This is a genomic window from Rhodanobacter fulvus Jip2, assembly GCF_000264315.1.
GTDB classification, from domain to species: Bacteria; Pseudomonadota; Gammaproteobacteria; order Xanthomonadales; family Rhodanobacteraceae; genus Rhodanobacter; species Rhodanobacter fulvus.
Genome location: NZ_AJXU01000021.1, coordinates 51,742 through 75,591 on the forward strand (window position 1 = coordinate 51,742; position 23,850 = coordinate 75,591).

At 64.5% G+C, this 23,850-nt stretch carries 24 protein-coding genes; 11 read left to right on the plus strand and 13 right to left on the minus strand.

Annotation, left to right across the window (positions count from 1 at the left end; genetic code table 11):
• Positions 1-42: 42 nt before the first annotated feature.
• On the minus strand, positions 43-990 hold the full coding sequence (locus UU9_RS04255) for a cupin-like domain-containing protein (protein ID WP_007080486.1): 948 nt from the start codon (positions 988-990) through the stop codon (positions 43-45).
• Between the two features lie 260 nt (positions 991-1,250).
• Between UU9_RS04255 and UU9_RS04260 the strand changes: the two genes are divergently transcribed.
• The 7 genes from UU9_RS04260 (at position 1,251) to UU9_RS04290 (ending at position 8,846) form a co-directional block, all read left to right on the plus strand.
• Positions 1,251-1,889 (plus strand): J domain-containing protein, encoded by a 639-nt coding sequence (locus UU9_RS04260; protein ID WP_156804180.1) that lies wholly within the window; start codon positions 1,251-1,253, stop codon positions 1,887-1,889.
• Between the two features lie 125 nt (positions 1,890-2,014).
• The gene (gene asnB, locus UU9_RS04265) at positions 2,015-3,997 is read left to right on the plus strand and encodes an asparagine synthase (glutamine-hydrolyzing) (protein ID WP_050982381.1); all 1,983 of its coding nucleotides are present in this window, start codon (positions 2,015-2,017) and stop codon (positions 3,995-3,997) included.
• Positions 3,998-4,018: 21 nt separating this feature from the next.
• Positions 4,019-4,288 carry an acyl carrier protein gene (locus UU9_RS04270; protein ID WP_007080489.1) on the plus strand — a complete coding sequence of 90 codons (270 nt, stop codon included), beginning with the start codon at positions 4,019-4,021 and terminating at the stop codon, positions 4,286-4,288.
• Complete coding sequence (locus UU9_RS04275) at positions 4,285-5,844, plus strand: class I adenylate-forming enzyme family protein (protein WP_007080490.1); 1,560 nt, start codon at positions 4,285-4,287, stop codon at positions 5,842-5,844. Before UU9_RS04270 ends, UU9_RS04275 begins: the two co-directional genes overlap by 4 nt.
• Before the next feature lie 10 nt (positions 5,845-5,854).
• Positions 5,855-6,745: a peptide chain release factor N(5)-glutamine methyltransferase gene (gene prmC / locus UU9_RS04280; protein ID WP_007080491.1), complete on the plus strand. Its 891-nt coding sequence runs from the start codon at positions 5,855-5,857 to the stop codon at positions 6,743-6,745.
• Positions 6,746-6,795: 50 nt separating this feature from the next.
• Positions 6,796-7,782, plus strand: coding sequence for an NAD(+) synthase (gene nadE, locus UU9_RS04285; RefSeq protein WP_007080492.1), 987 nt, complete (start codon positions 6,796-6,798; stop codon positions 7,780-7,782).
• On the plus strand, positions 7,779-8,846 hold the full coding sequence (locus UU9_RS04290) for a hypothetical protein (protein WP_007080493.1): 1,068 nt from the start codon (positions 7,779-7,781) through the stop codon (positions 8,844-8,846). The genes nadE and UU9_RS04290 overlap by 4 nt, the downstream gene beginning before the upstream one ends.
• A gap of 115 nt (positions 8,847-8,961) precedes the next feature.
• On the opposite strand, the gene UU9_RS04295 is transcribed toward UU9_RS04290, so the two are convergent.
• From UU9_RS04295 to tviB, 7 genes are all read right to left on the minus strand, one after another.
• On the minus strand, positions 8,962-9,513 hold the full coding sequence (locus UU9_RS04295; protein WP_156804181.1) for a GNAT family N-acetyltransferase: 552 nt from the start codon (positions 9,511-9,513) through the stop codon (positions 8,962-8,964).
• Positions 9,514-9,515: 2 nt separating this feature from the next.
• A complete protein-coding gene (locus tag UU9_RS04300) occupies positions 9,516-10,199 on the minus strand; it encodes a hypothetical protein (RefSeq protein WP_162098766.1) in 684 nt (227 codons plus the stop codon).
• Between the two features lie 130 nt (positions 10,200-10,329).
• Entirely contained in the window at positions 10,330-13,413 is a 3,084-nt protein-coding gene (locus UU9_RS04305; RefSeq protein ID WP_156804183.1) for a hypothetical protein, read from the minus strand.
• Between the two features lie 37 nt (positions 13,414-13,450).
• Positions 13,451-14,821 carry a TIGR03013 family XrtA/PEP-CTERM system glycosyltransferase gene (locus UU9_RS04315; protein ID WP_156804184.1) on the minus strand — a complete coding sequence of 457 codons (1,371 nt, stop codon included), beginning with the start codon at positions 14,819-14,821 and terminating at the stop codon, positions 13,451-13,453.
• Positions 14,822-15,026: 205 nt separating this feature from the next.
• Positions 15,027-15,809, minus strand: a complete 783-nt coding sequence (locus UU9_RS17255) for a 4'-phosphopantetheinyl transferase family protein (RefSeq protein ID WP_162098767.1) — start codon at positions 15,807-15,809, stop codon at positions 15,027-15,029.
• A 25-nt stretch (positions 15,810-15,834) separates the two neighbouring features.
• Positions 15,835-16,893, minus strand: coding sequence for an SDR family oxidoreductase (locus UU9_RS04325; RefSeq protein ID WP_007080499.1), 1,059 nt, complete (start codon positions 16,891-16,893; stop codon positions 15,835-15,837).
• Complete coding sequence (tviB, locus tag UU9_RS04330; RefSeq protein ID WP_007080500.1) at positions 16,893-18,170, minus strand: Vi polysaccharide biosynthesis UDP-N-acetylglucosamine C-6 dehydrogenase TviB; 1,278 nt, start codon at positions 18,168-18,170, stop codon at positions 16,893-16,895. Before tviB ends, UU9_RS04325 begins: the two co-directional genes overlap by 1 nt.
• A gap of 380 nt (positions 18,171-18,550) precedes the next feature.
• On the opposite strand from tviB, the gene UU9_RS04335 reads away from it, so the two are divergent.
• Positions 18,551-19,327 (plus strand): ferredoxin--NADP reductase, encoded by a 777-nt coding sequence (locus UU9_RS04335; protein WP_007080501.1) that lies wholly within the window; start codon positions 18,551-18,553, stop codon positions 19,325-19,327.
• A 40-nt stretch (positions 19,328-19,367) separates the two neighbouring features.
• On the opposite strand, the gene UU9_RS04340 is transcribed toward UU9_RS04335, so the two are convergent.
• On the minus strand, positions 19,368-20,015 hold the full coding sequence (locus tag UU9_RS04340) for an RIO1 family regulatory kinase/ATPase domain-containing protein (protein ID WP_425476836.1): 648 nt from the start codon (positions 20,013-20,015) through the stop codon (positions 19,368-19,370).
• A gap of 112 nt (positions 20,016-20,127) precedes the next feature.
• Between UU9_RS04340 and UU9_RS04345 the strand changes: the two genes are divergently transcribed.
• Positions 20,128-20,610: a DUF456 domain-containing protein gene (locus tag UU9_RS04345; protein ID WP_007080503.1), complete on the plus strand. Its 483-nt coding sequence runs from the start codon at positions 20,128-20,130 to the stop codon at positions 20,608-20,610.
• 6 nt (positions 20,611-20,616) lie between these two features.
• Here the strand turns inward: UU9_RS04345 and trhA are convergent, their stop codons facing one another.
• Together trhA and UU9_RS04355 are read right to left on the minus strand one after the other, a co-directional pair.
• Positions 20,617-21,288 (minus strand): PAQR family membrane homeostasis protein TrhA, encoded by a 672-nt coding sequence (gene trhA, locus UU9_RS04350; RefSeq protein ID WP_007080504.1) that lies wholly within the window; start codon positions 21,286-21,288, stop codon positions 20,617-20,619.
• Positions 21,289-21,644: 356 nt separating this feature from the next.
• Positions 21,645-22,031, minus strand: coding sequence for a hypothetical protein (locus UU9_RS04355; RefSeq protein WP_007080505.1), 387 nt, complete (start codon positions 22,029-22,031; stop codon positions 21,645-21,647).
• Between the two features lie 120 nt (positions 22,032-22,151).
• Between UU9_RS04355 and pncA the strand changes: the two genes are divergently transcribed.
• On the plus strand, positions 22,152-22,781 hold the full coding sequence (gene pncA / locus UU9_RS04360) for a bifunctional nicotinamidase/pyrazinamidase (protein ID WP_007080506.1): 630 nt from the start codon (positions 22,152-22,154) through the stop codon (positions 22,779-22,781).
• Between the two features lie 19 nt (positions 22,782-22,800).
• Here the strand turns inward: pncA and UU9_RS04365 are convergent, their stop codons facing one another.
• Both UU9_RS04365 and UU9_RS04370 read right to left on the minus strand, forming a co-directional pair.
• A complete protein-coding gene (locus UU9_RS04365) occupies positions 22,801-22,989 on the minus strand; it encodes a CPXCG motif-containing cysteine-rich protein (RefSeq protein WP_007080507.1) in 189 nt (62 codons plus the stop codon).
• Between the two features lie 26 nt (positions 22,990-23,015).
• Positions 23,016-23,498: a putative toxin-antitoxin system toxin component, PIN family gene (locus tag UU9_RS04370; RefSeq protein WP_040670232.1), complete on the minus strand. Its 483-nt coding sequence runs from the start codon at positions 23,496-23,498 to the stop codon at positions 23,016-23,018.
• 62 nt (positions 23,499-23,560) lie between these two features.
• Here UU9_RS04370 and UU9_RS04375 point away from each other — a divergent pair, with 62 nt between their 5' ends.
• Positions 23,561-23,818: a hypothetical protein gene (locus tag UU9_RS04375; RefSeq protein WP_007080509.1), complete on the plus strand. Its 258-nt coding sequence runs from the start codon at positions 23,561-23,563 to the stop codon at positions 23,816-23,818.
• Positions 23,819-23,850 lie beyond the last annotated feature (32 nt).

Below are 23,850 nucleotides of genomic sequence, written 5' to 3' on the forward strand. Positions count from 1 at the left end.
CTCGTCCCCTGTGTGCCGCACTCGTGTCGGCAATATCCATGATCAATGCATACCCCAGTCGCCGCGGCGACCGGTCCCCGACCGCCTGGCGCCCCACCGCTCGGCAAAATCCAGCCATGGGCCCAGCATGCGCAGATAGACAGCCAACATGACAGCCCGGCCATTACGCTGCGCCCGGCGCTCGGCAGCACACACCTCGCCCACGAACTCGGCCCAGTTGTCGGCCCCCAATTGATCGAAAGCAACGGTGATGCCCACGTTCAGGCAGCGCGCCGTGTGCCACGTACCGCAAGGTAGAAACAGCGCCTCACCCGCATGCACCACCACCTTGTGGCAGCGCGCCTGGCGAAACAGCGGAAAGCGATCGTCATCGGGGTTTTCCGAATGCTCCACGCGGGACAGCCACGGTTTCAGCGGGTCCACATAAAGCAGCGGCTCCTGTCCGCGCTCGTACAGGGTGAACTCCTTGTCACCGTACATCTGCGCGATCCACGCATGCATACGCAGATAGTCATAGTGCAAATAGGGGAACTGGCCGCCCGGCCCGCCGAAAAAGATCTCCAGGTGGTTGACCCACTCGAACAGCGCCGTGGGAATCAGCGGATTGGCGTGGCGGCTTGGCAGGCTCTGGGCGAAGCGCGGGCTGATGTCCGGCAGCAGGCTGGCGCAATCGGAAAAGGTGCACGGGTAAGGCCCCGGATGCTGCTCGTCGGACGCCTCCTGCTGCTCGATGACCTCGCTCAGCCGGTAATCGCGACCACGTATCCGGATCAGCCGGTCGCCGTGCTCGCGCTTGAAGAAATCGGGCGTGTAGCGACCAAGGGCCGGCCATTGGCGCAGCGCATCGGTGAGGATCACGGGGTGCCGTGGCTCGCGGTAGCGACGGACGAACTCCTCCTGGCTCAGGCCGCTGACACGCTCGATCGCTTCAGCCGCGTCGACATCGACGCGAGGCGGGGCCACGACGGCGCCGGAATAATCGAATGTCATGCTGCCCCCTTGTCCGCCCGGGACGTCTCATGCGGCGCGGCCCGCCCGCCGCTGCCAGCGACTGTGTCGCCCTGAACCGGCGGCGTCTGCCACCCGTATTTGTGTGATCCATATCACATATCGGGAAAGCTATCTTATACTTGTCGTTGGTCAAGGGCGATGCCCGGACGCTGTTCCGGCCAGCCTTTGGTGGCGCCGCGCCACAACATCGAAGTTGCGCGACAGGGGCGCGCACGCGGCGCCGGACAGGGGGATGCACCGTGGCTCGCGACACCGATTTTCTTGAGCTGTACCGGAACCTCGGGTTGAACCCCGACTGCGGACTGATCGAGTTCAAGCAGGCCTATCGCCGTCGCCTGGCCGTCCTGCACCCGGATCGGCAAACCGCGGCCACGCGTACGTCGCCGGCCGAACTGCAGCGGCTGACTGCGATGTACGGCGCCGCCATGGAATTCCAGCGCCGCCACGGTCGCCTCCCGGGCGCGCCGCAAGCGCGTCCGGCCCGCAGCGTGATGGCCGGCCGGTCGTCACGCCCTGCCATCACCGCGGCGCCCAACGGCCGTTCGCGGCGCATGTTGGTGTTGCTGGGGGTCTCGGTCGCGGTGTGGCTGCTGTGGAACAACGAGCCCGCGCAACAACCGCACATGACCTGGTCCCTCGCCGCACCGTCGCACCCGGCGCCACCGGCGAAAACCGCTGCCAGGGTTTCTCCGCTGGCGCCGGGGCTGGGCGAGGACGCCGTGCGCGCGGCGGAAGGCGAGCCGCTGATCATGAGCGACGGCCGCTGGGAATACGGCCCCTCATGGGTTCGCCTCGAGGATCACAAGGTGGTGGACTGGTACAGCTCGCCGCTGCGTCCGCTGAAATCCGCGCCGTCATCGTCGACCTCGCAGCCATGACCTTCGCCGACACGACATCACGCCTTCACCTCCACGCCGACAACGGCGGCGATGAAGCCGTCCCCGCACCCTCCCGCCACGCCTTCATTCGGGCCTGATCACCAAGACACCGGAGTCCGCGTCACATGTGTGGAATCGCAGGCTTTTCAGGCGTTCCCGCAGCGCCCGAAACAGCTCGGGCCACGCTGGAGCGGATGATCCATACGCTGCATCACCGCGGCCCGGACGGCTATGGCTTCCATGTGGGCGATGGCGTGGGGCTGGCCCATGCGCGGCTTTCGATCATCGACCTGGCCACCGGCCAGCAGCCTATCCACAACGAGCGGCGCACCGTGTGGACGGTGTTCAACGGCGGGATCTTCAACTACGTCGAACTGCGGGAGCAGCTGGAGCGCCAGGGCCATCGCTTCTACACGCAATCCGACACCGAAGTGATCGTGCACCTGTACGAGCAGCACGGCGATGACTTCGTCAGCCATCTCAACGGCCAGTTCGCGATAGCGCTGTGGGACGCCGAGCGGCGCCGGCTGCTGCTGGCGCGCGACCGCACCGGCATCCGCCCGCTGTTCCATACCCGCGCCCATGGCCGGCTCTGGTTCGGCTCGGAGATCAAGGCCTTGCTGGCCGTGTTGCCGCAACGGGCCACGCTCGATCCGACAGGCCTGGCGCAGACGCTGAACTACTGGGGCCCGGTCGACCCCGCCACGGTCTTCGAGGGCATCCACAGCCTGCCGCCCGGCCATGTACTGACCGTGGACGAGGGCAATCGGGAAACACTGCGCCGTTACTGGGACTGGAGCTTCCCGGTCGCGGCGGAACAGACCATGGCTAGCGCCCGGCGCATGTTCGGCTCGGAGGAGCAGGCCGCCGCCGAGCTGCGCGAGCTGCTGATCGACGCCGTACGCCTGCGCCTGCGCGCCGACGTGCCGGTCGGCGCCTACCTCAGCGGCGGACTGGACTCGTCCGGCATCGTGGCGCTGATCCGTCGTTTCACCGACACGCCGGTGCGCACGTTCTCGGTCGCGTTTGCCGACAGCGAGTTCGACGAAAGTGCGGAACAGGCCGCCATGGTCCGTCACCTTGGCACCGAACACACCACCATGCACTGCTCGCGCCGCGATATCGGCATGGCCTTTCCGCAGCTGATCCGCCACACCGAGACACCTATTCTGCGCACGGCGGCGGCACCGCTGATGCTGCTCTCCGGGCGCGTTCGCTCCGAAGGCTACAAGGTGGTGCTGACCGGCGAAGGCGCGGACGAGGTATTCGGCGGTTACGACATTTTCAAGGAAGCCAAGGTACGCCGTTTCTGGGCGCGGCAACCGCAGTCACGCTTCCGCCCACGATTGCTTGAACGTCTTTACGGCTATCTTGAGAATTCGCCGGTCGGCAACGCGGCGTTCGCGCAGGCCTTCTTCGGCAAGGGCATGGAACACATCGACCGGCCCATCTTCGCGCATGCGCCACGTTGGGCTACCTCGCAACATGCGCTGCGGTTCCTTTCAGCGGACATGCGCGCCAGCATTGGCGACTGGCAGCCGCTCGACGGCTACGAGCAACGGCTGCCCGCGTCCATCATGTCCTGGCACCCGTTGGCGCGCGACCAGTACGTGGAGGCCAAGTCGCTGCTGGCGGCGTACCTGCTGCCGGCGCAGGGCGACCGGGTAGCGATGGCCAACTCGATCGAGGGGCGTTTTCCCTACCTCGATCACCGGTTGATCGAGTTCGCCAACCGCCTGCCACCGAGCTGGAAGATCCGCGGCCTCACCGAAAAATACCTACTGCGCCGCGCGCTCGATGGACTGCTGCCAGCGGACATTCTCCACCGCACCAAGCAACCCTATCGCGCACCCGACCAGACGAGTTTCTTCTTCGATGGCAAACCGCTGGATTACGTGGCCGACCTGATGAGCAGCGAACGCATCCGCGCCGCCGGCTACTTCGACGCCGACGCCACCGGCCGCCTGTTCGACAAGTGCCGCCACGGACGCGCGATCGGTTTCGCCGACAACCAGGCGTTCGTCGGCATCCTCTCGACCATGCTGCTCGATGAAACCTTCCTGCGTCGTTCCTCCAGCGATCCGCACGGCGCCCTTTGCAGCGACTGAATCTCCAACCCAAGGAAAACCATGTCGAACGAACCCAAAGAAATCGAAGCCAAGATCCGCAGCTACATCCTGGAAAACCTGCTTTTCAGCAACGACCCGACCGAACTGCCCAACGACGCCTCGCTGCTGGACCGCGGCATCATCGACTCCACCGGCGTGCTCGAGATCGTGCTGTTCCTCGAAGGCGAGTTCGATATCCAGATCAAGGCCAGCGAGATGTTGCCGGAGAATTTCGATACGGTGAACAACATGGTCGCCTTCGTGCAACGGCTGCGGGTTGCCGTGCAATGACGATACCGTCCCAACGCCTGCTGCAGGACGCCCTGCTGGCCCGCGCCACCGACCCCGCGTTCGCGGACAAGCCGGTGGTGGTGATCGAAGGGCAGCCTTACCGCTATGCCGAGCTGCTGGACAGCACGCAACGCCTGGCCGGCGCACTGGTGACGCGCGGGGTGGCGCGCGGCGATCGCGTGGCGATCTACATGGACAACAGCTGGCCGTGCGTGGTGTCCATCTTCGCCGTGCTGCTGGCCGGCGGCGTGTTCCTGCTGATCAACCCGCAAACCAAATCCGAAAAACTCGGTTTCATTCTCGATGACAGCGGCGCCCGCCTGCTGCTGACCGACGGACACCTGGCGCAGGAGTTCGTGCCGCTGTTCGGCCATGGCTTGTCTCCCGCCCAGCTGGTCAGCTCGGGCAAGCTGCCCGATGGCCACGACATCGCCGCGTTCGACGTGGTGATCCACGCCGCTGCACCGCTAGCCGTGCCGCCGGCCACGATTCCGCTGGACCTGGCCGCCTTGATCTACACCTCGGGCAGCACCGGCACGCCCAAGGGCGTCATGCAGACGCACCAGTCGATGGTGTTCGCCCGCGACAGCCTGATCGAATACCTGCGCCTGGCCGCGCACGACAACATCCTGTGTGCCCTGCCGCTGGCGTTCGACTACGGCCTGTACCAGTTGCTGATGACGGTGCAACTGGGCGCCACACTGGTGCTGGAACGCTCGTTCACCTACCCCGCGCAGGTGTTTGCGCGAATGGCTGAATTCGGCGTCACCGTATTCCCCGGCGTCCCCACCATCTTCGCGATGCTGCTGTCGGCGCACCGACGCGAACCTCTGCATTTCCCCGGCGTCACCCGGGTCACCAATACCGCCGCTGCCCTGGCCGACGACGCCGCCACCCGTCTGCGCGAGATCTTCCCCCACGCGCTGATCTACAAGATGTACGGGCTCACCGAATGCAAGCGGGTGAGCTATCTCGCGCCCGAGCTGGCGCAGAGCAAGCCTGGCTCGGTAGGCAAGGCCATTCCCGGCACCGAGGTATACCTGCTTTCCGTCGACGGCCAGCCCACCGCCCCGGGCGAAACCGGCACGCTGTACGTGCGCGGCCCGCACGTGATGCGCGGCTACTGGAACCGCCCGGAATTGTCGGCGCGCATGCTCAAGCCCGGCCCGCTGCCCGGCGAAATGGTGCTGTGCACGCAGGATCAATTCCGCATGGACGCCGAGGGCTTCCTGTATTTCGTGGGCCGCAGCGACGACATCATCAAGACCCGCGGCGAAAAGGTGAGCCCTGTCGAAGTGGAAAACGCCATGCATACGATCGATGGCATTCGCGAGGTGGCCGTCGTCGGTATCGATGACGAACTGCTGGGTCAGGCCATCCGCGCGTACGTGGTGCTGGAGTCCGGCGTCGCCCTCAGCGGCGGCCAGATCCGCGCGCAGTGCATCAAGCGACTGGAAAATTTCATGGTTCCGCAGCAGATCGTGCTGTGCGCGGACCTGCCCCGCACCGCCACCGGCAAGGTCAGCAAGAAAGCCCTGCTGGAGCAGACCGCCTGAGGGAACGCCTTTGAACGCTACCTATCTTGCGCTGCGCGACCGCCTCGCCAGCGGCCTCGACGTGCTGCCGGACAAACCCGAGGAAACGCCGGATAGCACGCTGCGCGCCTTGTGGTTCGCCGCCACCGGCAGCCCGCGCTCGGCCACAGCTGCGGCCCTTGGCGAGCTGCCCTCGCTGGCGCACAACCATGCACATGCGCTGGAACATTTCGTCACGCGCCGGCTCGCTGGCGAACCGCTGGCCCACATCACCGGCCGCCAGCATTTCATGGGGCTGGAAATGCTGAGCTCGCCGCAGGCGCTGATACCGCGTGCGGAAACCGAGCAGCTTGCCGGCGCCAGCATCGACCTGCTGCGGTCCTCGACCTCGCCCCGTCCCGCACGAGTCGTCGACGTCTGCACCGGCAGCGGCAACCTGGCGTTCGCCATTGCCCACCACGTGGCCTATGCGGAGGTGTTCGGCAGCGACCTCAGCGCAGAAGCGATCGACTTCGCGCAGCGCAACGGACGCCACCTGGGGCTAGCGTCGCGCGTGCAGTTCCGCACCGGTGATCTGCTGGCTCCGTTCGAGACGGCGAACTTCATCGATCACACCGACCTGATCGTCTGCGCGCCGCCGTATATCCGCAGCACCAAGGTCGAGCAGATGGCCACCGAGATCGCCGGTCACGAACCACGCCTGGCCTTCGACGGCGGTCCGTTCGGCGTCACCATCTTGATGCGATTGATCGAAGATGCGCCGCGCTTTCTGCGCCACGGCGGCTGGCTGACGCTGGAAGTCGGCCTTGGCCAGGGGCCCGCATTGACCAAACGGCTGCAACGTGACGGGAACTGGCAGGAGGTCCGTGCGCTGGCCGATGCCAACGGCGACACGCGCGTACTGCTGGCCTGCCGAAGCTGAGAACCGGGCGGCAACGCCCGGCAAGAACCACTGTGGTCAAGGGGAAATCCGTGGATGAATTGAACTGGGGTGTGCTCGATCTCGACTACGCGCAGGAAGCCGAACGCATCGCCGCCCGCCTGCGTGAAGCCACCGCGCGCACGCTGCACAAGCGCGGCCTGGTGGTGGCGATTTCCGGCGGCGTGGACAGCTCGGTCTGCGCTGCACTCGCGGTCAAGGCGCTCGGTGTCGAACGCGTCTACACGCTGATCCTGCCCGAGCGCGATTCGGCCGACGCCAGCGCCGACAACGCGCACATCCTTGCCGAACACCTCGGTGTGCGCGCGGAAACCTTCGACATCGCCCCCGCGCTGGCCGCCATCGGCTGCTACCGCGCACGCGACGAAGCGGTGCGCCGCGTGCTGCCCGAGTACGCCGACGACTGGCGCATGAAGATCGCCATCGCCGGCGGACTGGATGGCCGCATCAACCATTTCAACCTGATTGCGCAGGCACCCGACGGCACGCTGCACGAAAAGCCACTGGGCCTGTCCGAATACCTGCAGATCGTGGCCGCCACCAGCTTCAAGCAACGCCTGCGCAAGACACTGGAGTACTACCACGCGGATCGCCTGAACTATGCCGTTGTCGGCACCCCCAACAGACTGGAATACGACCAGGGCTTTTTCGTGAAGAACGGTGACGGCTCCGCCGACATCAAGCCGATCGCGCACCTCTACAAAACCCAGGTCTACGGCATGGCCCGCTACCTTGCCCTACCCGAATGCGTCGCCACCGCCGCGCCCACCACCGATACCTACAGCCTTGCGCAAGGCCAGGACGAGTTCTATTTCGCCCTGCCATGGCAATCGATGGACCTGGCGTTGTGGGCGCTGGAGCAGCAGTTGCCATCCGCCAGGCTGGCGCACGCCCTGGATATTTCTCCGGCTGCCGCCGAGGCGGTATACGCCGACATTCAAAACAAGCGGCGCAGCACGCGTTACCTGCATCAGGCGCCCATCCTGCTGGACGAAGGAATGGGAGCCGCGGCGCCGTGACTGACGACACGCCCCAGGGCTCTCGCGATTACGTCGTTCACGCGGGCGACGTCACGCGCGAACGCGATGCCGTTATCGAGGTGTGGCACGGAAATCTGGGCACATCCGGCCGTCACGCGCCCAAGTTCGACTGGTTCTATCTCCACTGCCCCTATGGCGAACCCTTGGTGAAGCTGCTTCGCCACCAGCCATCCTCGCGTTGGGTGGGCGCCTGTGCCGCCGGCCCGCGCCGCATGGAGTGGCGGAGGCGTGAGCTTCGCGCCGGTGTACTGGTGGACATGGCCGTCGATGCACAGCACCGGACGCTGGGGCCGGCCATGATGCTGCAGGCCGAGCTCATCGAGACGGCGAGGGGGAAGTTCGAGTTGCTTTATGGCTTCCCCAATCGCAAGTCGTTGCCGGTCGTCAAACGGCTCGGTTACGACGTGTTGGGATACATCCCCCGCTTCTCTCGCGTGTTGCGGCACGCCCCGTACCTCGAACGGCATCTGCCGCCCTGGTTGGCACGATCGACGGGATGGTTGCTCGACACCTTTCGCGACATGTGGCGTGCACTGAGCAGGCCACATGGTGCACATCCCTCGGCCGTCTGGTCCGACCAGGTCGACCCGCGCATGGACGAGCTCTGGCAGCAGTCCAGCCACGGCGACGGGCCGATCACGGTGCGCGACACCACCTTCCTGCGTTGGCGATTCGACCAATCACCCGCGGCGGCGACGACCTATCTGCTGCTTGGCGACCAACCCGATGGCTCCTTGCAGGCCTGGTTCGCCTGTCAGGTCGACGGCGACACGCTGAGGGTGCGCGATTTCTGGTCGATGGATGCCAGCGTGGGTGTCGGACGCCGGTGGATCGAGGCATTGATCCGGTGCGCGCGACGCGATGGGCATTCCGCCGTTGCACTCGAATACGCGGCCTCTGCACGAAATCTTACCCACTGGCTCGATGCCGGCTTCAGCGAACGCGAAAGGCGACCGATCATCGGAAAATGGATGCGGGACCTACCCACCGATACGCCCGGTGCCATCGAGTGGCATCTGACGGCAGCGGACGAAGACGAGTGACTGTGCGTGCTGGCGTGCTGGCGTGCTGGCGGGTGGCGGGTGACGGGTGACGGGTGACGGGTGACGGGTGACGGAAGCTTGCTGTGCTATCGCGTCGAAGCTGCCGACCCGCCGCTCATTCGGGAAGCCGCGGCGTGCAGCCCATTGCCGAACCGAAATCGCAGTTGGCGATCATCTTCTGGCACGCCAGGTTGTCGGCCGAGGTGTCGATGTAGAACGTCGACAGCCCACGCCCGATCAGCTCGTTGATGGCGCGCTGGGTGGCGTACTTGGCCAGGCCCTGCCCCCGCGTGCCCGGGGCCGACCAGATCGGCCCGATCACCACGTCGCCCGGGCCCACCTTGTAATGGTTGCAGAACGACACGCTTACCCAGCCGCGGTGCAGGATCACCCCATCACGAAGCAGACAATAGAACATGCGCCCGCCCACGTTGATGCGAACCAGCGACTTTACCCACTCTGAGGTGGTCACCACGCGCCGCAACGGCAACGCCAGCGGCAGCAATTGCGGCAGACTGGAGACAAACCGGAACTCGACATCATCCCTGGCGGGGGCGTCGAACAGTGCAGTTCGATGCATCCGGTAAATCAACTGATACGGCAGGTTCGCGGGAATCCGCAATTCAACCAGGCGATCGGCCATGCTGGCGGCAACAGAGTTGGACAAGATCAATCTCCCAGTATCCAGCGAGCCCGATGGGGCATGAAACCGAACTTCCGCTTGAAGCGCTGCATCGTTTCGGTGGCGCCGAAATACGTACCGTATGAATAATATTTGACGTCGGGGTGATGCTTGATGACCCACTCGGCCATATCGATGATCATCATCGGCACGATGCCATCGGCCTGATGATCGGCGTGACCATAGATGGTCTCGATCGAACACAGTTCGCCCGCGATCAGGCAGCTGGCAAACGCATAAAGGTGTCCATCGCGAAGGATGCCGAAGTAAGGATAATCATGCAGCGCGGACGTGGATGGCGGATCGTTGGAAGCCACCGTCTCGCGGGTGAACAGCGCCGCCGGCATGGGTCGGCCCTGCCGCACCCGGGTCGAGCGCAGGATGGTCGTGATGTCGTCCAGATGATTGTTGTAGTCGATGCGGTCGAAGCTGTAACCCAGCCGCAGGGACTTCTTGTAGTTGCGCCGCGCCGCGCTCTCGATCGACTTGAAATAATCATTGAAGTCGTGCGTGAGGTGGCAGGCGGTGACGCCGTACTGGTAATTGCGCACCAGCGGAAACTTGCGATGGCGGCGCATCGCGTCACGATAGAACTTGCGCACGATACGCTCAAAAAAGGGATCGTTTCCGGCCGTTTCCGCACAACGAAGGTTGACCTCCAGCGGTGGCAATGCACGCAATTCGGAGATCAGTTTCGTAACGCGGTTGAACACAGTGCGATTTCCATGGGTGGTTTTGGGTACGTCCGCCTGGCTCGGCGGCCTGACGCACAAGATGGCGACCCCCTGCTCGGCACATGGTTCAAGGCTTGTAGCCCCGCGGATAGCCTTTCACCGGAAGTGAACTCACCGGTAGTCCGGTGTCGCCGCCCTCGGTAACGGTGCCGCTGGCATCCACATAAAAGTTGAGCACGCCCTGCGCGCTGCTTACGTAGGTGCCACCCGGGCTGATGCTTACGGTCTGCCCGGTGCCACCCGTGACGGTAATGTTGTAACCGGTGGCCTTGGCCAGCTCGGTAACGACATGGTGTGCCGGTCCCGGCACGGTGTATGCCACCGTGCCGCTGATCGCAGTACCCGCCGCCCCGGTACTGTTGATCACCACGCTGTCGCCGTCACTGCCGGCAATCCATGCCCCAACGACGCTTCCCTGGGTGATCGTGACCGGGCTGATCGCCGCCACATCCGACGCCTGGCTCGAAAGATCGAAAACCGTCATCCAGCGCTGGCTGACACTGGTGGTGGACGGGCGCACCTGCACCTGCCAGACCTTGGTGGTACTGCTGCTCGGATACAGCGGCACCGTGGTGATGGTTGTGTTCGCGGGCAGCAACGTGGTCATGGCACCGGCATACTGTCCGTTGTAGCTCACGTCGAGTCGCTTCTGGCCCGCAGCGGCCACGCCCGCGACCGGATTGGCGGGAAAATGCCAGGCCATGTACTGGTCGTACGAGGCGCTACCCGACGTGGTGCGGTCATAAACCACGAAGCGGTTCGGTCGCAGATAGACGATCTGTCGCGACCATGCCGCCACACCCGGGCCAGCGGAAAATTTGCGGTACATGTCCTCGAGATTGGTCGACTGCACGTAGACGTAATCGCCGCCGTCTTCGAATGCCGACACCTTCGTGCGAACGTTGTCGTCCTCGGTCGTGTAGGCGGCCTGGCCAAAACGATCGACTACCGTGCTGCCGCTCATGTTGCGCACGTAGAACACGTTGTACATCTGCCGATTGCCCAGGTACAGCGTGTTGTTGAACGAGCCGAACAGATCGCTGTACAACAGGTTTTCGTCGGCCGAACCATTCGGTTCGTGCGCCATCCAGCCAAAGGTGTTGACCAGCAACGGCACATTGCCGCGCACCAGGGCGAGGCTGCCCTGATCGAAGCCTTCCTCGCCCTGAGCCGGATTGTTGACGTAAGCGGCGGCCCGGAACGACATCCAGCTGGCGCCTGTCGTCCAGTTCGAGCGCGCGGCGACCGCACCCAAACCCTTCGCCAGGTAGGAGCGCGGCATGGTGCCTACCTCGACGGTGGGCGCCGAAGGATAGGACTGCAGGAACAGCAACCATGGCGCCGCCGGGTTGTAGCCGGAGGTCGCCGCACTGACCTCGTTGAGATACTGATGAAACACGCCGACGCGTGGCGAGCCCCAATAGTTCAGCGCGCCAAACAGCTGTTCGTACATGCCCACCGGGGTCGTCCCCACGGGAGGGTTCGCCGTGCCGCTGGCGTGGTTGGTATCGCGATCATCGAAATAGGCACGGGAAGGCCAGGTGAAGTGCATCGCGTAATCAGCGCTTTCCAGCGGGAAGCTGTACGGTGCCGCGGCGTGCACCAGATCCACGCCCGTCGCCGTTTTCACCTCACGCGCTGGCAGGCTCATGTTGAGGATGGCCAGCGGCGCGTAGTTGCCATAGCCCTCGGGCCAGCCGCCGCCGCTCAGGTGCAGCGCAAAATACGGCTGCACCCGCTGGCTGAACTGGTTGCCGTACCAATCTTCCCATTGCGCGGCGGCGCTGGAATTTTCGCCATAGGTTGCCAGCGCGATCGCCGCCTTCGCATGGAAGTAACCGGCAAAGTAATTGCTGTGCGGATGCACGTACTCGAAATTCGCACAGGCCGACGGACTGGGGTCTTCCCATGCGGTCAACCATGCATTTGCGGCGGTATAGACCTGCGTCCGCTGGGATGAGTTCAGCAGCTCATACACCCAGTCGTAGCCGAGCCCGTAACCGACACCGAAGAAGCGGATGCCGTAGCCGTTGTCCGTGCAGGGATTCTGCCCCTGGCTGCCGCTGCCGGTGTACGGCGCGGACATCTTCATCAGGATATCCACCGCCTTGGCACCATAAGGTGCTGCCGCGGCGGGGTTGCTCGATTTCAGGACCTGGTAGCACATGCCCTCGGACAGCAGGGCCGGAAGATACGACTCTCCCTGATAACCCGAACCCAGGTTGGGGAGGTTCGGATAGCCGCTCTCACTTGGATAATTGACCGTGCCGCCAATGAAGGAATCGCAGGTGCTTTTCAGCAGTTGCCATTCCGCCGTATTGGCGGCGGCATGCGCGCGCATGTCACTCAGCGTTGCGCTGTCCAGAATAAGGCGCGGGTGGGCCGCCGTGATCGCGGGCGCAACAGCGGCAGCCCGAACCGGAAGGGCGACCATCGCGTTCGCATCCAGTACCCGGCTCGGACGCGATCCGACGCTGGCGATCGGACCGGATTTCATCGGGCTTGCCCCGATCGGGCTCGCTCCGAGCGAACCGGCTTCAGTGGACGCAGGCGTTGCGCCCGCAGGGGCCGAGGCTGACAGGAACACGCCAAAGCCGGGCGTCTGGGCCCGATAGCTGCCTGCGCGTGGTGACAACGGCGTATCGGATTTTTCTTGCGAAACCGATGTGTCGGCGTTGGACGATGACGCCATCTCGGTGATGACCAACGGCGACGGCGACTCAGCAATGGAAGATGACGGGGACGGTGCCGACGAGGCCGACGCCAACCCGGCAGACGCGGAAGAAACGGGTGTGCTCACCGAAGAGACCGGCGAGCTTGACTGCGCCGCAGCCTCGGGTGCCTGAGATGGTGCCTGCAAAGCCAATGACGATGGCGTTGGCTCGATGACCTGTGCCATCGCGAATGCACCCAGCAGACAGGCTATGCCGACCATGGCGAGACGCTTGTGCAAGCTGTAGCGCGCACGTTTCGCGGGCACGCCAACGATGACATGATCGACCGTTGAACGATCATCACGCTTCAAATGTGGGTCATGGATGGGCACGTGGAGCTCTCCTGCATTGCCACGCCGGCTATCGCCGACCGACCAGTCTTCCATCAGGGACGCGAGCTTGATGCCCGCCTGAACCAAAGTTTGCAGCCAACGCATTTCCGCCGGCCCGGCCCCCACACTTCACGCCGAAGGCCTATCGGGCACCGCGACTGAACAACACGACCTCGATTGTCTGAATGAGTATCAGCAGATCGAATAACAGGTTGTGGTTTTTTACGTAGTACAAGTCGTATTTCAATTTTTCGGCGGCATCTTCATCCGATGCGCCGTAGGGGTAACGTAGTTGCGCCCAACCGGCCAAACCCGGTTTCAGGCAGTGGCGCAGGTTGTAATAGCGAATCTTGGTAGCCAGGTCGGCCACGAATTGCGGGCGTTCGGGGCGCGGACCGATAAAGCTCATTTCGCCCTTGAGCACGTTCCACAACTGCGGCAACTCGTCCAGCCGCACCTTGCGGATGAAGCGGCCGACCCGGGTCACCCGGTCGTCGTTCTTGCTGGCCCAGCGCGCCACGCCATCGATTTCCGCATCGGTGCGCATGCTGCGGAACTTGGCCAGGCGAAAGCTCTTGCCGCGCACGCCAACGCGCTCCTGGAGGTAGAAAATGGGTTGTCCGGCACCCGACTCGATGCGGATCGCCAGCGCCACCAGCAACATGAAGGGCCAGGTCAGCAAGAGCACCAGTGTGGCGATACCCAGATCGAAACAGCGCTTGCTCAACTGACGCAGCGGCGTGACGTTGAAGCCGCCGGAAAACACCAGCCATGACGGGTCGGTGAGCGAAAGTTGCACGCGACCGGACTCGCGCTCGAAAAAGGTGGTGAGATCGGTAACCGCCACGCCATGCTGGCGGCATTCCAGCAACTCTTCCATCGGCAGGCCGCCACGACGGTCGTCGACGCCCACCACGACTTCGTCGACCTGTTCGCGCTCCACCAGTTCAAACAGCGTGTCCGCCGTCAGCACCTGCTCGACAGGCACCACCAGCTGCTCGCCCGGGCGCGGCACGAAACCGACCACGGTAAACCCGCGCCGGTCGGAACGCCGACGCATGCGGCTATGGATTTGCGAGGCACGCACGCCGGCGCCGAGAATCAGTACGCGCCGCTTGAACGATTCCACTTCCACCAGGCGCAGGAACAACGCGCGCAATGCGGTCACCGCGATGAAACCGATCACCAACGCGATACCCAGCACCCCGCGTCCCACGTACGCTTGCGGTACCACGTAATACGCCACGACCAGGCCCAGACCGCCCAGCACGAATCCCACGCCCTGACGCGCAAGCAGGCCGAACCAGGTCGCCCGCATATGGGTTTGATATTGACCCAGCGCAGCCAGGCCAAGAAGCAGCATCACCGCGAAAACCAGCGAACGCTCCGGCATGTGGCGGGAGAATTCCTCCAGTTGATCCGGATACCGGAAATAACGCAGATACGTGGCCACGTTCAAGGACGCGGCCAACAGCAATGCCTCGCCCAGGCCCAGCAAAAGGAGCCAGCGCATGGCCTGCTTATGCAAAAAACGAAACATCCCTATCCCCTGCCCGATTCAGCGATGGCATTACGCGAGCCAACAGGCGAGAGTATCGCCCGTTTCAGTCGAGTTTCCACGCGCCGGTAAGTCTATGCCTTTCGATTATGTCGTGCGGATCCGGCGGAAAAAATCGCCACCGCACGTCCTGTCCAGCTTCGGACGCTGACCAGGATTTTCATTCGCCGGCGCTACCGTCCCCGGCCATTGGCCGATCAAGTATATGCAAATACCGCTTGCCCGACCCGACCGGCACAGCCAGCGCCCCCACCACCGCTGTGGGTAGCGGCAGTTCATGCACGCTGCATGGCGGGCACGCGAGCTCCGGTGGTGGAGCCACGCAAGCGCCAGGCAAGGCTTCGAACGTTGCTGGCGGCGGCCCGCTCAAGCCGGTGCCAAAGGCCTTCAGCAAGGCCTCCTTGCGCGTCCACAAGCGGAGCATGGCGTGCTCGCGCGCCGCTGCCGGGAGAGCACGCATGTCGATTGCCTCGCGCGGCGTGCAGACCGTGGACACGAGATCGTTCAAGGCACGCAACGGCGGTGAACGCTCGATGTCCACGCCCACTACGGCGGTGCAGCCCACGGCCACCGCCACCCAGCTTCCGCTGTGGCTGAGGCTGGTCGCCCAAGGCGTACCGGGCAATTGCGGCTGGCCGGTAGAGGTGCTGGTAATCCGGACCGCCGCCGCTTCACACCCGAGGCACCAACCCAGCACCGAACGCCACATGGCATGCGCCAGGACATAGGCCACACGGTCATGCGCGAACCGGAAGCGCGCCGCGCGCTGGCACTCGCCGCTATCCAGCAGGTGTTCCGCGGCAACGACCTGGTCGAGCCACGCCGCGGTGTCGAATACCAGCACTGCCACATCGTCCGCGGTGGGCGGGCTGAAACCCGCCCGTAAAAAGGCGTGCGCGGCAAGCCGTGGAAACGCCTCGCAGACCCGATCCGCCGCGCTCACAGTGACGGCGGCCTCGCCGGCAGACTCAGGCCTGGACACCTTCCCGGCTCGTGATGAAGTCCACATACCATGGCATCGCCTCGCCCAATCCCAACTGCAGGGTGTGCGTGGGCGCGTAGCCCAGGCGCGCGTGCGCACGGCCGATATCGGCCAGCGAGTGGCGCACGTCGCCGGCGCGGAAATCACGATAGACGGGCTGCTTGCCGTAGTTGACGCCCTGGCCGGCCAACTGCGTTGCCAGGCTTTCGAAAAGCTCGTTGAGGGTGGCGCGCTGGCCGACGGCAACGTTGAACACCGGCTCGCAATCGGGGTCGGCAACCAGCGCCGCCAGCAGGTTGGCCTGCACCGCGTTGGCGACGTAGCAGAAATCGCGAGTGGTTTCGCCATCGCCGTTGATGAACACGTCGTCGCCGCGGATCATTGCCGCCAGCCACTGCGGAATCACCGCCGCGTAAGCGCCGTCGGGATCCTGGCGGCGGCCAAACACGTTGAAATAGCGCAACCCGATGGCCTTGAAGTCGTAACAGCGGGCAAAGACCTCGGCATAGAGCTCGTTGAACAGCTTGGTGGCGGCATACGGCGACAGCGGGCGGCCGATCCGGTCCTCCACCTTGGGCATCGTTGGCTCGTCACCGTAAGTCGAGCTGGACGCCGCGTACGTGAAGCTGGCCACGCCCGCGTCGCGCGCCGCCACCAGCATGTTGAGGAAACCGGTGACATTGGCCGAATGAGTGTCCACCGGATCTTCGATCGAACGGGGTACCGAACCCAGCGCCGCCTGATGCAGCACGTGGCGCACGCCCGCGCAGGCCGCCTGGCAATCTTCCGGTCGACGGATATCGCCCTTGATGAAGCGGAACCGCGACCAGGCTTCTTCGCCCACCAACTGCCGCACCTCATCCAGATTGCGCTGATGGCCGGTGGCGAAGTTGTCCAGCCCGACCACGCGCTGGCCCAGCCGCAACAGTGTCTCGACCAGGTTCGAACCGATGAACCCCGCCGCGCCGGTGACCAGCCAGGGGGCGGTTTCGGCGCGCACCCGTGCCTGCAGTGTGGCCGGCAGCCCGGCTTCGATCGTGGTCATCACAGTCTCCCGTCCACGGCTTCGCGTGGCAGTACGTATTTGACGTCATAAAGCACCATGTCGGGCTTGCCGAACGCACGGATGCCCGTTTCGCCCAGCGCCACAAACTGCTTGTGGCCTACCGTCACGACAACGGCATCGTAGGTGCCATGCTGCGGCTCGGACACTGGCCGGATACCGTATTCGTGCTCCGCCTCGTCGGCGCTGACCCAGGGGTCGTGCACATCCACCTCGGCGTTGTAGCCGCGCAATGCATGCACGATGTCGACGACGCGCGTATTGCGCAGGTCCGGACAGTTTTCCTTGAACGCCAAGCCCAGCAACAGGATCCGCGCGCCCACCGGATTGATCCCCTTGCACACCATCAGCCGGATCACTTCGTTGGCGATGTACGGACCCATGCTGTCATTGGTGCGGCGGCCGGCCAGGATCACGTCGGGGTGGTGGCCCACCTCCTGCGCCTTGTGGGTGAGGTAGTACGGATCCACGCTGATGCAATGCCCGCCGACCAGGCCCGGCCGGAACGGCAGGAAATTCCACTTGGTGCCGGCTGCCTGCAGCACTTCCAGCGTGTCGATGCCCAGCTTGTTGAACAGGATCGCCAGATCGTTCACCAGTGCGATGTTGAGATCGCGCTGGGTGTTTTCGATCACCTTGGCCGCCTCGGCCACCTTGATGCAGCTGGCCTTGTGCGTGCCGGCGGTGATGATCGAGCCGTAAAGGTGATCGACGAAATCAGCCACCTCCGGCGTCGAACCGGACGTCACCTTGAGGATGCTGGTTACCCGATGCAGCTTGTCGCCGGGATTGATCCGCTCCGGGCTGTAGCCGGCGAAGAAATCCTGATTGAAGACCAGGCCGGAGCCCTTGGCCAGGATCGGCACGCACACTTCCTCGGTGCAGCCCGGATACACGGTGGATTCGTACACCACGACATCGCCACGCTTCAGTACCTTGCCCAGCGTTTCGCTGGCCTTGATCAACGGCGTGAGGTCGGGGCGTTTGGCCGAATCGATCGGCGTGGGCACGGTGACGATATAGACGTTGCAGTCGCGCAGGTCGTCCAGCTGCGAGCTGAAGCGCAAATGCGTCGCCGCAGCCAGCTCCTCGGCATCGACCTCCAGCGTGGCATCACGGCCGGCGCGCAGCGCCTCCACACGCGCTGCATTGATATCGAAACCCATCGTCCTGTAGTGCTTGCCAAACTCGACAGCCAACGGCAAACCGACGTAACCGAGCCCGACAATGGCGATCCTGGCTTCTTCAAGATTCCGCATGCATAACTTCCCGTTCTGATGTCCATCGGAAAAGACGCCACGCCCGCCAGCAGCACCGCGGGCATTGCGGGTCAACGCAACATGATAGCGCGCTGTCTACCGAGTCTCACTTTCGGACTTTCCCTGTTCACCTGCCCTGAATGCGCCGTCGGCAACCGCGACATTTCCTGGCGGCCAAGGCCAATTCGCCGCACCCCGACGGCGTGATGAAATCGTGGTGGCGGCCCCCGGCGTGGCATAATGGGCCGTCACGGTTGCGCGGCTGCGCAGCACTCGTCAGGCACCGCGGCCATGCCCGCCCTCCCCACGCGAGTTTGTCATCCGGCCTCGGCCGGACGCCACCGTATGGCACTCCTGTTCATCGACCGACGGTAAAGATCATGGTGGCAATGGCGACCGAGCACGTGATTGACGTGCACCACTGGAACGACACGCTTTTCAGTTTCCGCACCACGCGCGACCCGGGCTTCCGTTTCGACAGCGGCCATTTCGTGATGATGGGGCTGGAAGTGGATGGCCGCCCGTTGCTGCGCGCGTATTCGATCGCCAGCGCCAGCTATGAGGAGCACCTGGAGTTCTTCAGCATCAAGGTGCCGAACGGCCCGCTCACCTCGCGCCTGCAGCACCTGCAGCCGGGCGACCCGGTGATCGTCAGCCGCAAACCCACCGGCACGCTGGTGCTCAACGATCTCAAGCCGGGCAAGCATCTTTATCTGCTGGGCACGGGTACCGGCCTGGCGCCCTTCCTCAGCCTCGTCCGCGACCCCGAAACCTACGAGCGCTTCGACCGGATCGTGCTGGCGCACGGCGTGCGCACGGTCAGTGACCTCGCCTATGCCGATTACCTCGAACGCGAGCTGCCGCAGCACGAATACCTGGGCGAACTCATCCGCGAAAAGCTGATCTATTACCCCACGGTGACTCGCGAAGCCTTCGCCAACCGCGGCCGCATTACCGATGCGATCGCCGATGGCGTGATGAGCCGCGTCACCGGCCTGCCCCCGCTCAACCCTGACACCGACCGGGTGATGCTGTGCGGCAGTCCGGCGATGCTGGATGACCTTGCCACCCTGCTGGACGGTCGTGGCTTCCAGGCATCGCCGCGCACGCGCGAACCGGGCGATTACGTGATCGAGCGTGCGTTCGTCGAGAAATAAGCTGCTGCCGGCAAGCGAGGATCGGCGAAGGGCGGACGGCTCAATCGCGTACGCGGCCCTTCCCTTCGTTGTCCCAATAGCCGAAAAGACGCCGCGCAATCAACTTGTACAAGCGCTTTCCCGTGGCGCGCCATAACCGCGAATGCAGCGCGGGGGTGTCCAGGATGGCGCGCTGGCGAGCGCTCAGCGCCTGCGGGCAATAGGTCCGCTTGTGCTTGAGCAGGTGGCGCAGGTCTTCCCGCGCCAGGACGCGATAAAACGCGCCGCGGCGACCACGCGTCCAGGCGATCTGGAAATCCACCAGCGCCGGGCTGCCGTCCTCGTCCATCAGCCAGTTCGGCTCCTTCGCCGAATCGTTGTGCACGACGCCACGGCGGTGCAATTGCGACAGCAACAACAGCGCCTGGCGGTAATAATCGCGATCTGACGGCCGTGCCTGCTGCATCGGCGCGCCGGGAATGTAGCTGCGCAACAACTCCGCGCCGTCCCAGCCGAGCAATCGCGGCACACCGGCCACATCGGCAAGCCGCATCAGCGCCCGCGCCTCCCGCGCCGCCGCGCGGCGCGCCAGCGGTCGTGCCCACCAGCGGGCGGCCCGAATGTCGCGCCGGATCACCGGCACGCCTTCGTGCACCGCAATCTCGATACGACCCAGTTCATCGGCCTTGAGTACAGTGGGCTCGGGAATGTTCAAGCTGACTTCGTCGACACGTGCATCAGCCCATGATGGCGCATCGTTGGTGAAGGTTGCGGACCATCGCGCCGCATGACCAGACAGGATGACCAGACACGGAGCTTTGATGGAACTGGCGTTGTACATTCTGGCCGCCGCACTGATCGTCGGTGGACTGCTCGGCTCGATCCTGCCCGTGCTGCCGGGTATTCCGATGGTGTTCGGCGGCATCTGGCTGGCCGCGGCGGTCGACGGTTACCGGCATATTGGCGTCTGGTGGCTGGTGGTCATCGGCGCGCTCGGCGTTGCCGGCATCGCGGTCGACTTCGTCGCCAGCACGCTGGGCGCCAAACGCGTCGGCGCCAGCCGGCGGGCGTTGTGGGGCGCGGCGCTGGGTACGGTCGTCGGCATGTTTTTCGGTATCCCGGGCTTGCTGATCGGCCCCTTCGCCGGCGCCCTGATCGGCGAACTTGCCTCGGGCAACAGCGTGCTGCGGGCCACACACGTGGGTGTCGGCACCTGGCTTGGCCTGCTGTTCGGCACGCTCGTCAAGCTGGTGATTTCGTTCGTGATGGTGGGGTTGTTCGGGCTGGCCCTGCTGTTTGGTTGAACCGGGTCAGGCCACCGCATCCGGAATCACGTACAGCACCACCGCCAGAAAATGCAGCACGCTGCCGGCCAGCACGAAGACGTGCCACAAGGCGTGGTGATACGGCAACCGCCGCCACAGATAGAACGGCACGCCCAAGGTGTAGGCCAGGCCACCGCCGAGCAGCAACAGCGTGCCCCCCAGTTGCAGGTGCTCGCTCAACGGCCTGAAGGCCACCACGCCTATCCAGCCCATGCCCACATACAGCACCACTGCCCACCGGTGATAGCGTTTGAGCAGGCCCAGCTCCAGCACGCTGCCCAGCAACGCCAGCGCCCACACCGCCGCAAACAGGCGCCAGCCCCAGGGATCGGGCATCGCGATCAGGGTGAACGGCGTGTACGTGCCGGCAATCAGCAGATAGATCGCAATATGGTCGAGCGCCCGCAGCGTCGGCTTGGCGGATGCCAGCGGGATCGAGTGATAAAGCGTGGACGCGGTGTACAGCAACACCAGCGTGGCGCCATAGACCGCGCTGGCCACGACCACGCGGATATCACCGTGCAGGGCGGCAAAGGCCACCAGGATGGCCAGCCCCGCGATACTGAGCACGATGCCCACGCCGTGGATGATGCTGGCGGCCAATTCATCACCGAAGCTGTAGCCGGTGTCGGTAGCGATGCGGGGCAAGGTGGGCATGGCGGCAAGAATACTGGAGCCGGATGCGAAGCGGCGGTCCGCCCCGCCGGGCTTCCATGCGCGACGTCGCGGAAGCGGCGTTTGCGGCCGAAGACTCCGCTGCGGCCCGGAGCAAGTCCGTCAGCGGCCATGGTCGCCAGATAGCAGGCAGGGGGCCGGAGTGTGCGCAAAGTCTCAGGATCTTCGCGGATAAACACCGTTTTTACAGTATTTGAACGCTCGTTCGATATTCCGTCGGCGACACTAACTGTCGTGGATGCTTCAACCTCCCCGCATCCGCTTTCCCCGCCCCATGCGGGGATTTTTTTGTGCGCCGAAAACCCGGCTCGCCATTGCAATCAAGCCAGCGGGTAAGGTCATTTATTGCGGCGAAAATGACCGAGGCCACCGTGCGGCGACAACAGCCACCCCACGGCGATGCCGACCCCCACGCCAAGGAATTCGCACAGCACCCGAAGGCCGATGCCGTCGGGATCATGCACCATGGCCAACTTGGCCTTCAGCAACTGCAACGATTGCAGCTGGGCGTAATTGAAATAGAACAGATTCCACAGATCGCCGCTGACCGTCAGCACCGCCGCCGACAGAAAGGTCCAGCCGATCTGCGGGCCGTAGCTCCATCCGTTGCGGCGACCCAACCAGTGGAAAAACCCAAACAGGAGCGTGGCGGCCAGGGCGGCAATGGCGCCGGCTTGCAAACCACCGACGATGCCATAGCCCATCCACGTTTGGTCATACTGCATTTCGGCTCCGTTTGAATGATCGGCTGTCGCATTATGCCTGCCGGTTCACGCACCCATCGGCCAAACCAGGGACCCAAGCTAGAATCCGTGATTGTGTCCAACCATGCGACGAAACCCTTCATGCCTGCCGATACCGCGCTGATCGTCGTGGATGTGCAGCCGGACTTCATGCCCGGCGGCGCATTGGCGTGCCACCAGGGCGACGCCATCGTGCCGGGTATCGATCGACTGCTGCGGCGCGGCCTCTATCGCCACGTGGTGGCCACCCAGGATTGGCACCCTTCGGGGCACGCCTCCTTCGCCAGCTCGCATCCGGGTACCAAGGCGTTCGGCCAGATCCTGCTGCATGGCCAGCCGCAGACACTGTGGCCGGATCATTGCGTGCAGGGCACGCCGGGCGCCGCGCTGCACCCGGGCATCGACTGGTCGGCCGCCGATGTCGTGATCCGCAAGGGCAGTCATCGCGAGGTCGACTCCTACAGCGGGTTTCGCGAAAATCACGGCCCGCAGGGCGAGCGTCCCAGCACCGGGCTGGCCGGCTGGCTGCGCGACCGTGGTGTCACCGAAGTGCACGTCTGCGGACTGGCGCGCGACGTGTGCGTGTTGTGGACCGTGCAGGACGCCGTCGCGCTGGGATTCCGTGCCCGCCTGCTGTGGGATCTCAGCCGCCCGGTCACTCCGCAGAGCGATGACGCCACACGCGACGCGCTGCATGCCGGCGGTATCGGCGTTATCGACACGACGGACTGAACGGCGCGCTGTCGTTCGCTCAGGCGTCATTTTCACCGCTGACGTGGACGCTCGGCATGCCCTCCTCGTCCACGCTCACATCCAGCGTGATCGGCCGGCAACAGACCTGGCAATCCTCGATATAGCGCTGATGGGGAACCGAGGCATCGAGAAAAATATCGATCGACTCGCCGCAATACGGGCAGTCGATGGTGTGGGGAACGAGCATCGGCACATCTCTCCGGCAAGGTGCGGTTACGACACGTGATCGGGCACATGGGGCGACGGTTCAACCAGCGACCACGCGTGGGGCTGCAGGATCGCAAACCGGCAGTCGCGCTGGGCGCGGCTGGCCAGCTTCAGCAACTCCTTGTCCTTACTGAGCAGCCACCTCGCTCCCGTCTCCAGTGCCAGTTCCAGAAATTTCTGGTCGTCGGGATCGGCGCAGCGCGGCAACGAAGGCGCGACGGCGGGGGTCAGCGGCGCGGGCGTCAGGTGGCTCAAGGCGTCGAAGGCGGCGATCAGTGCCGGTCGTGCGTCGTCATCGACCGGCAAGCCCGGATAGTGCAGCACGCGCAGCCATTCATCGCGGCAATCCGGCCGGGTCATGGCGTGTACCGCGCCACGCTGCAAGGCGTCGTGCAGCGGCGTGCAGGCGGGATCGCGGAACACCAGCAGGTCCAGACACACATTGGTATCCAGCACGATGCGCGGCACGGAACAGTCATCACCAGTCATCCCGCCATGATGACGCACTGGCGGCGCGCTATACACTGCGGGTTTTCATCGGGACAGGAACCATGGCCGAACGCGAGTTCCCCAACTTCACGGTACGCTCCGGCGCCACGCTGGAAGGTTCGCGCTATACCGCCTATCTCGCGGTCACCCCGCGCAGGAGCGGTTTCCCCGCGTACTACGCCATCTGCGAAAACCGCAGTTTCCGGACCAGCGATGTGGCTGAAACCGCGGCAGCCAAGGCGTTGCAAGACATGTCGGGCCTCGAAGACGACGGTACGCCGATCTTCCCTGACGGCTATACGGGATTTGACGACGATTGACTGAAGCGGCGCCGGACCGGAAGCAGACGACA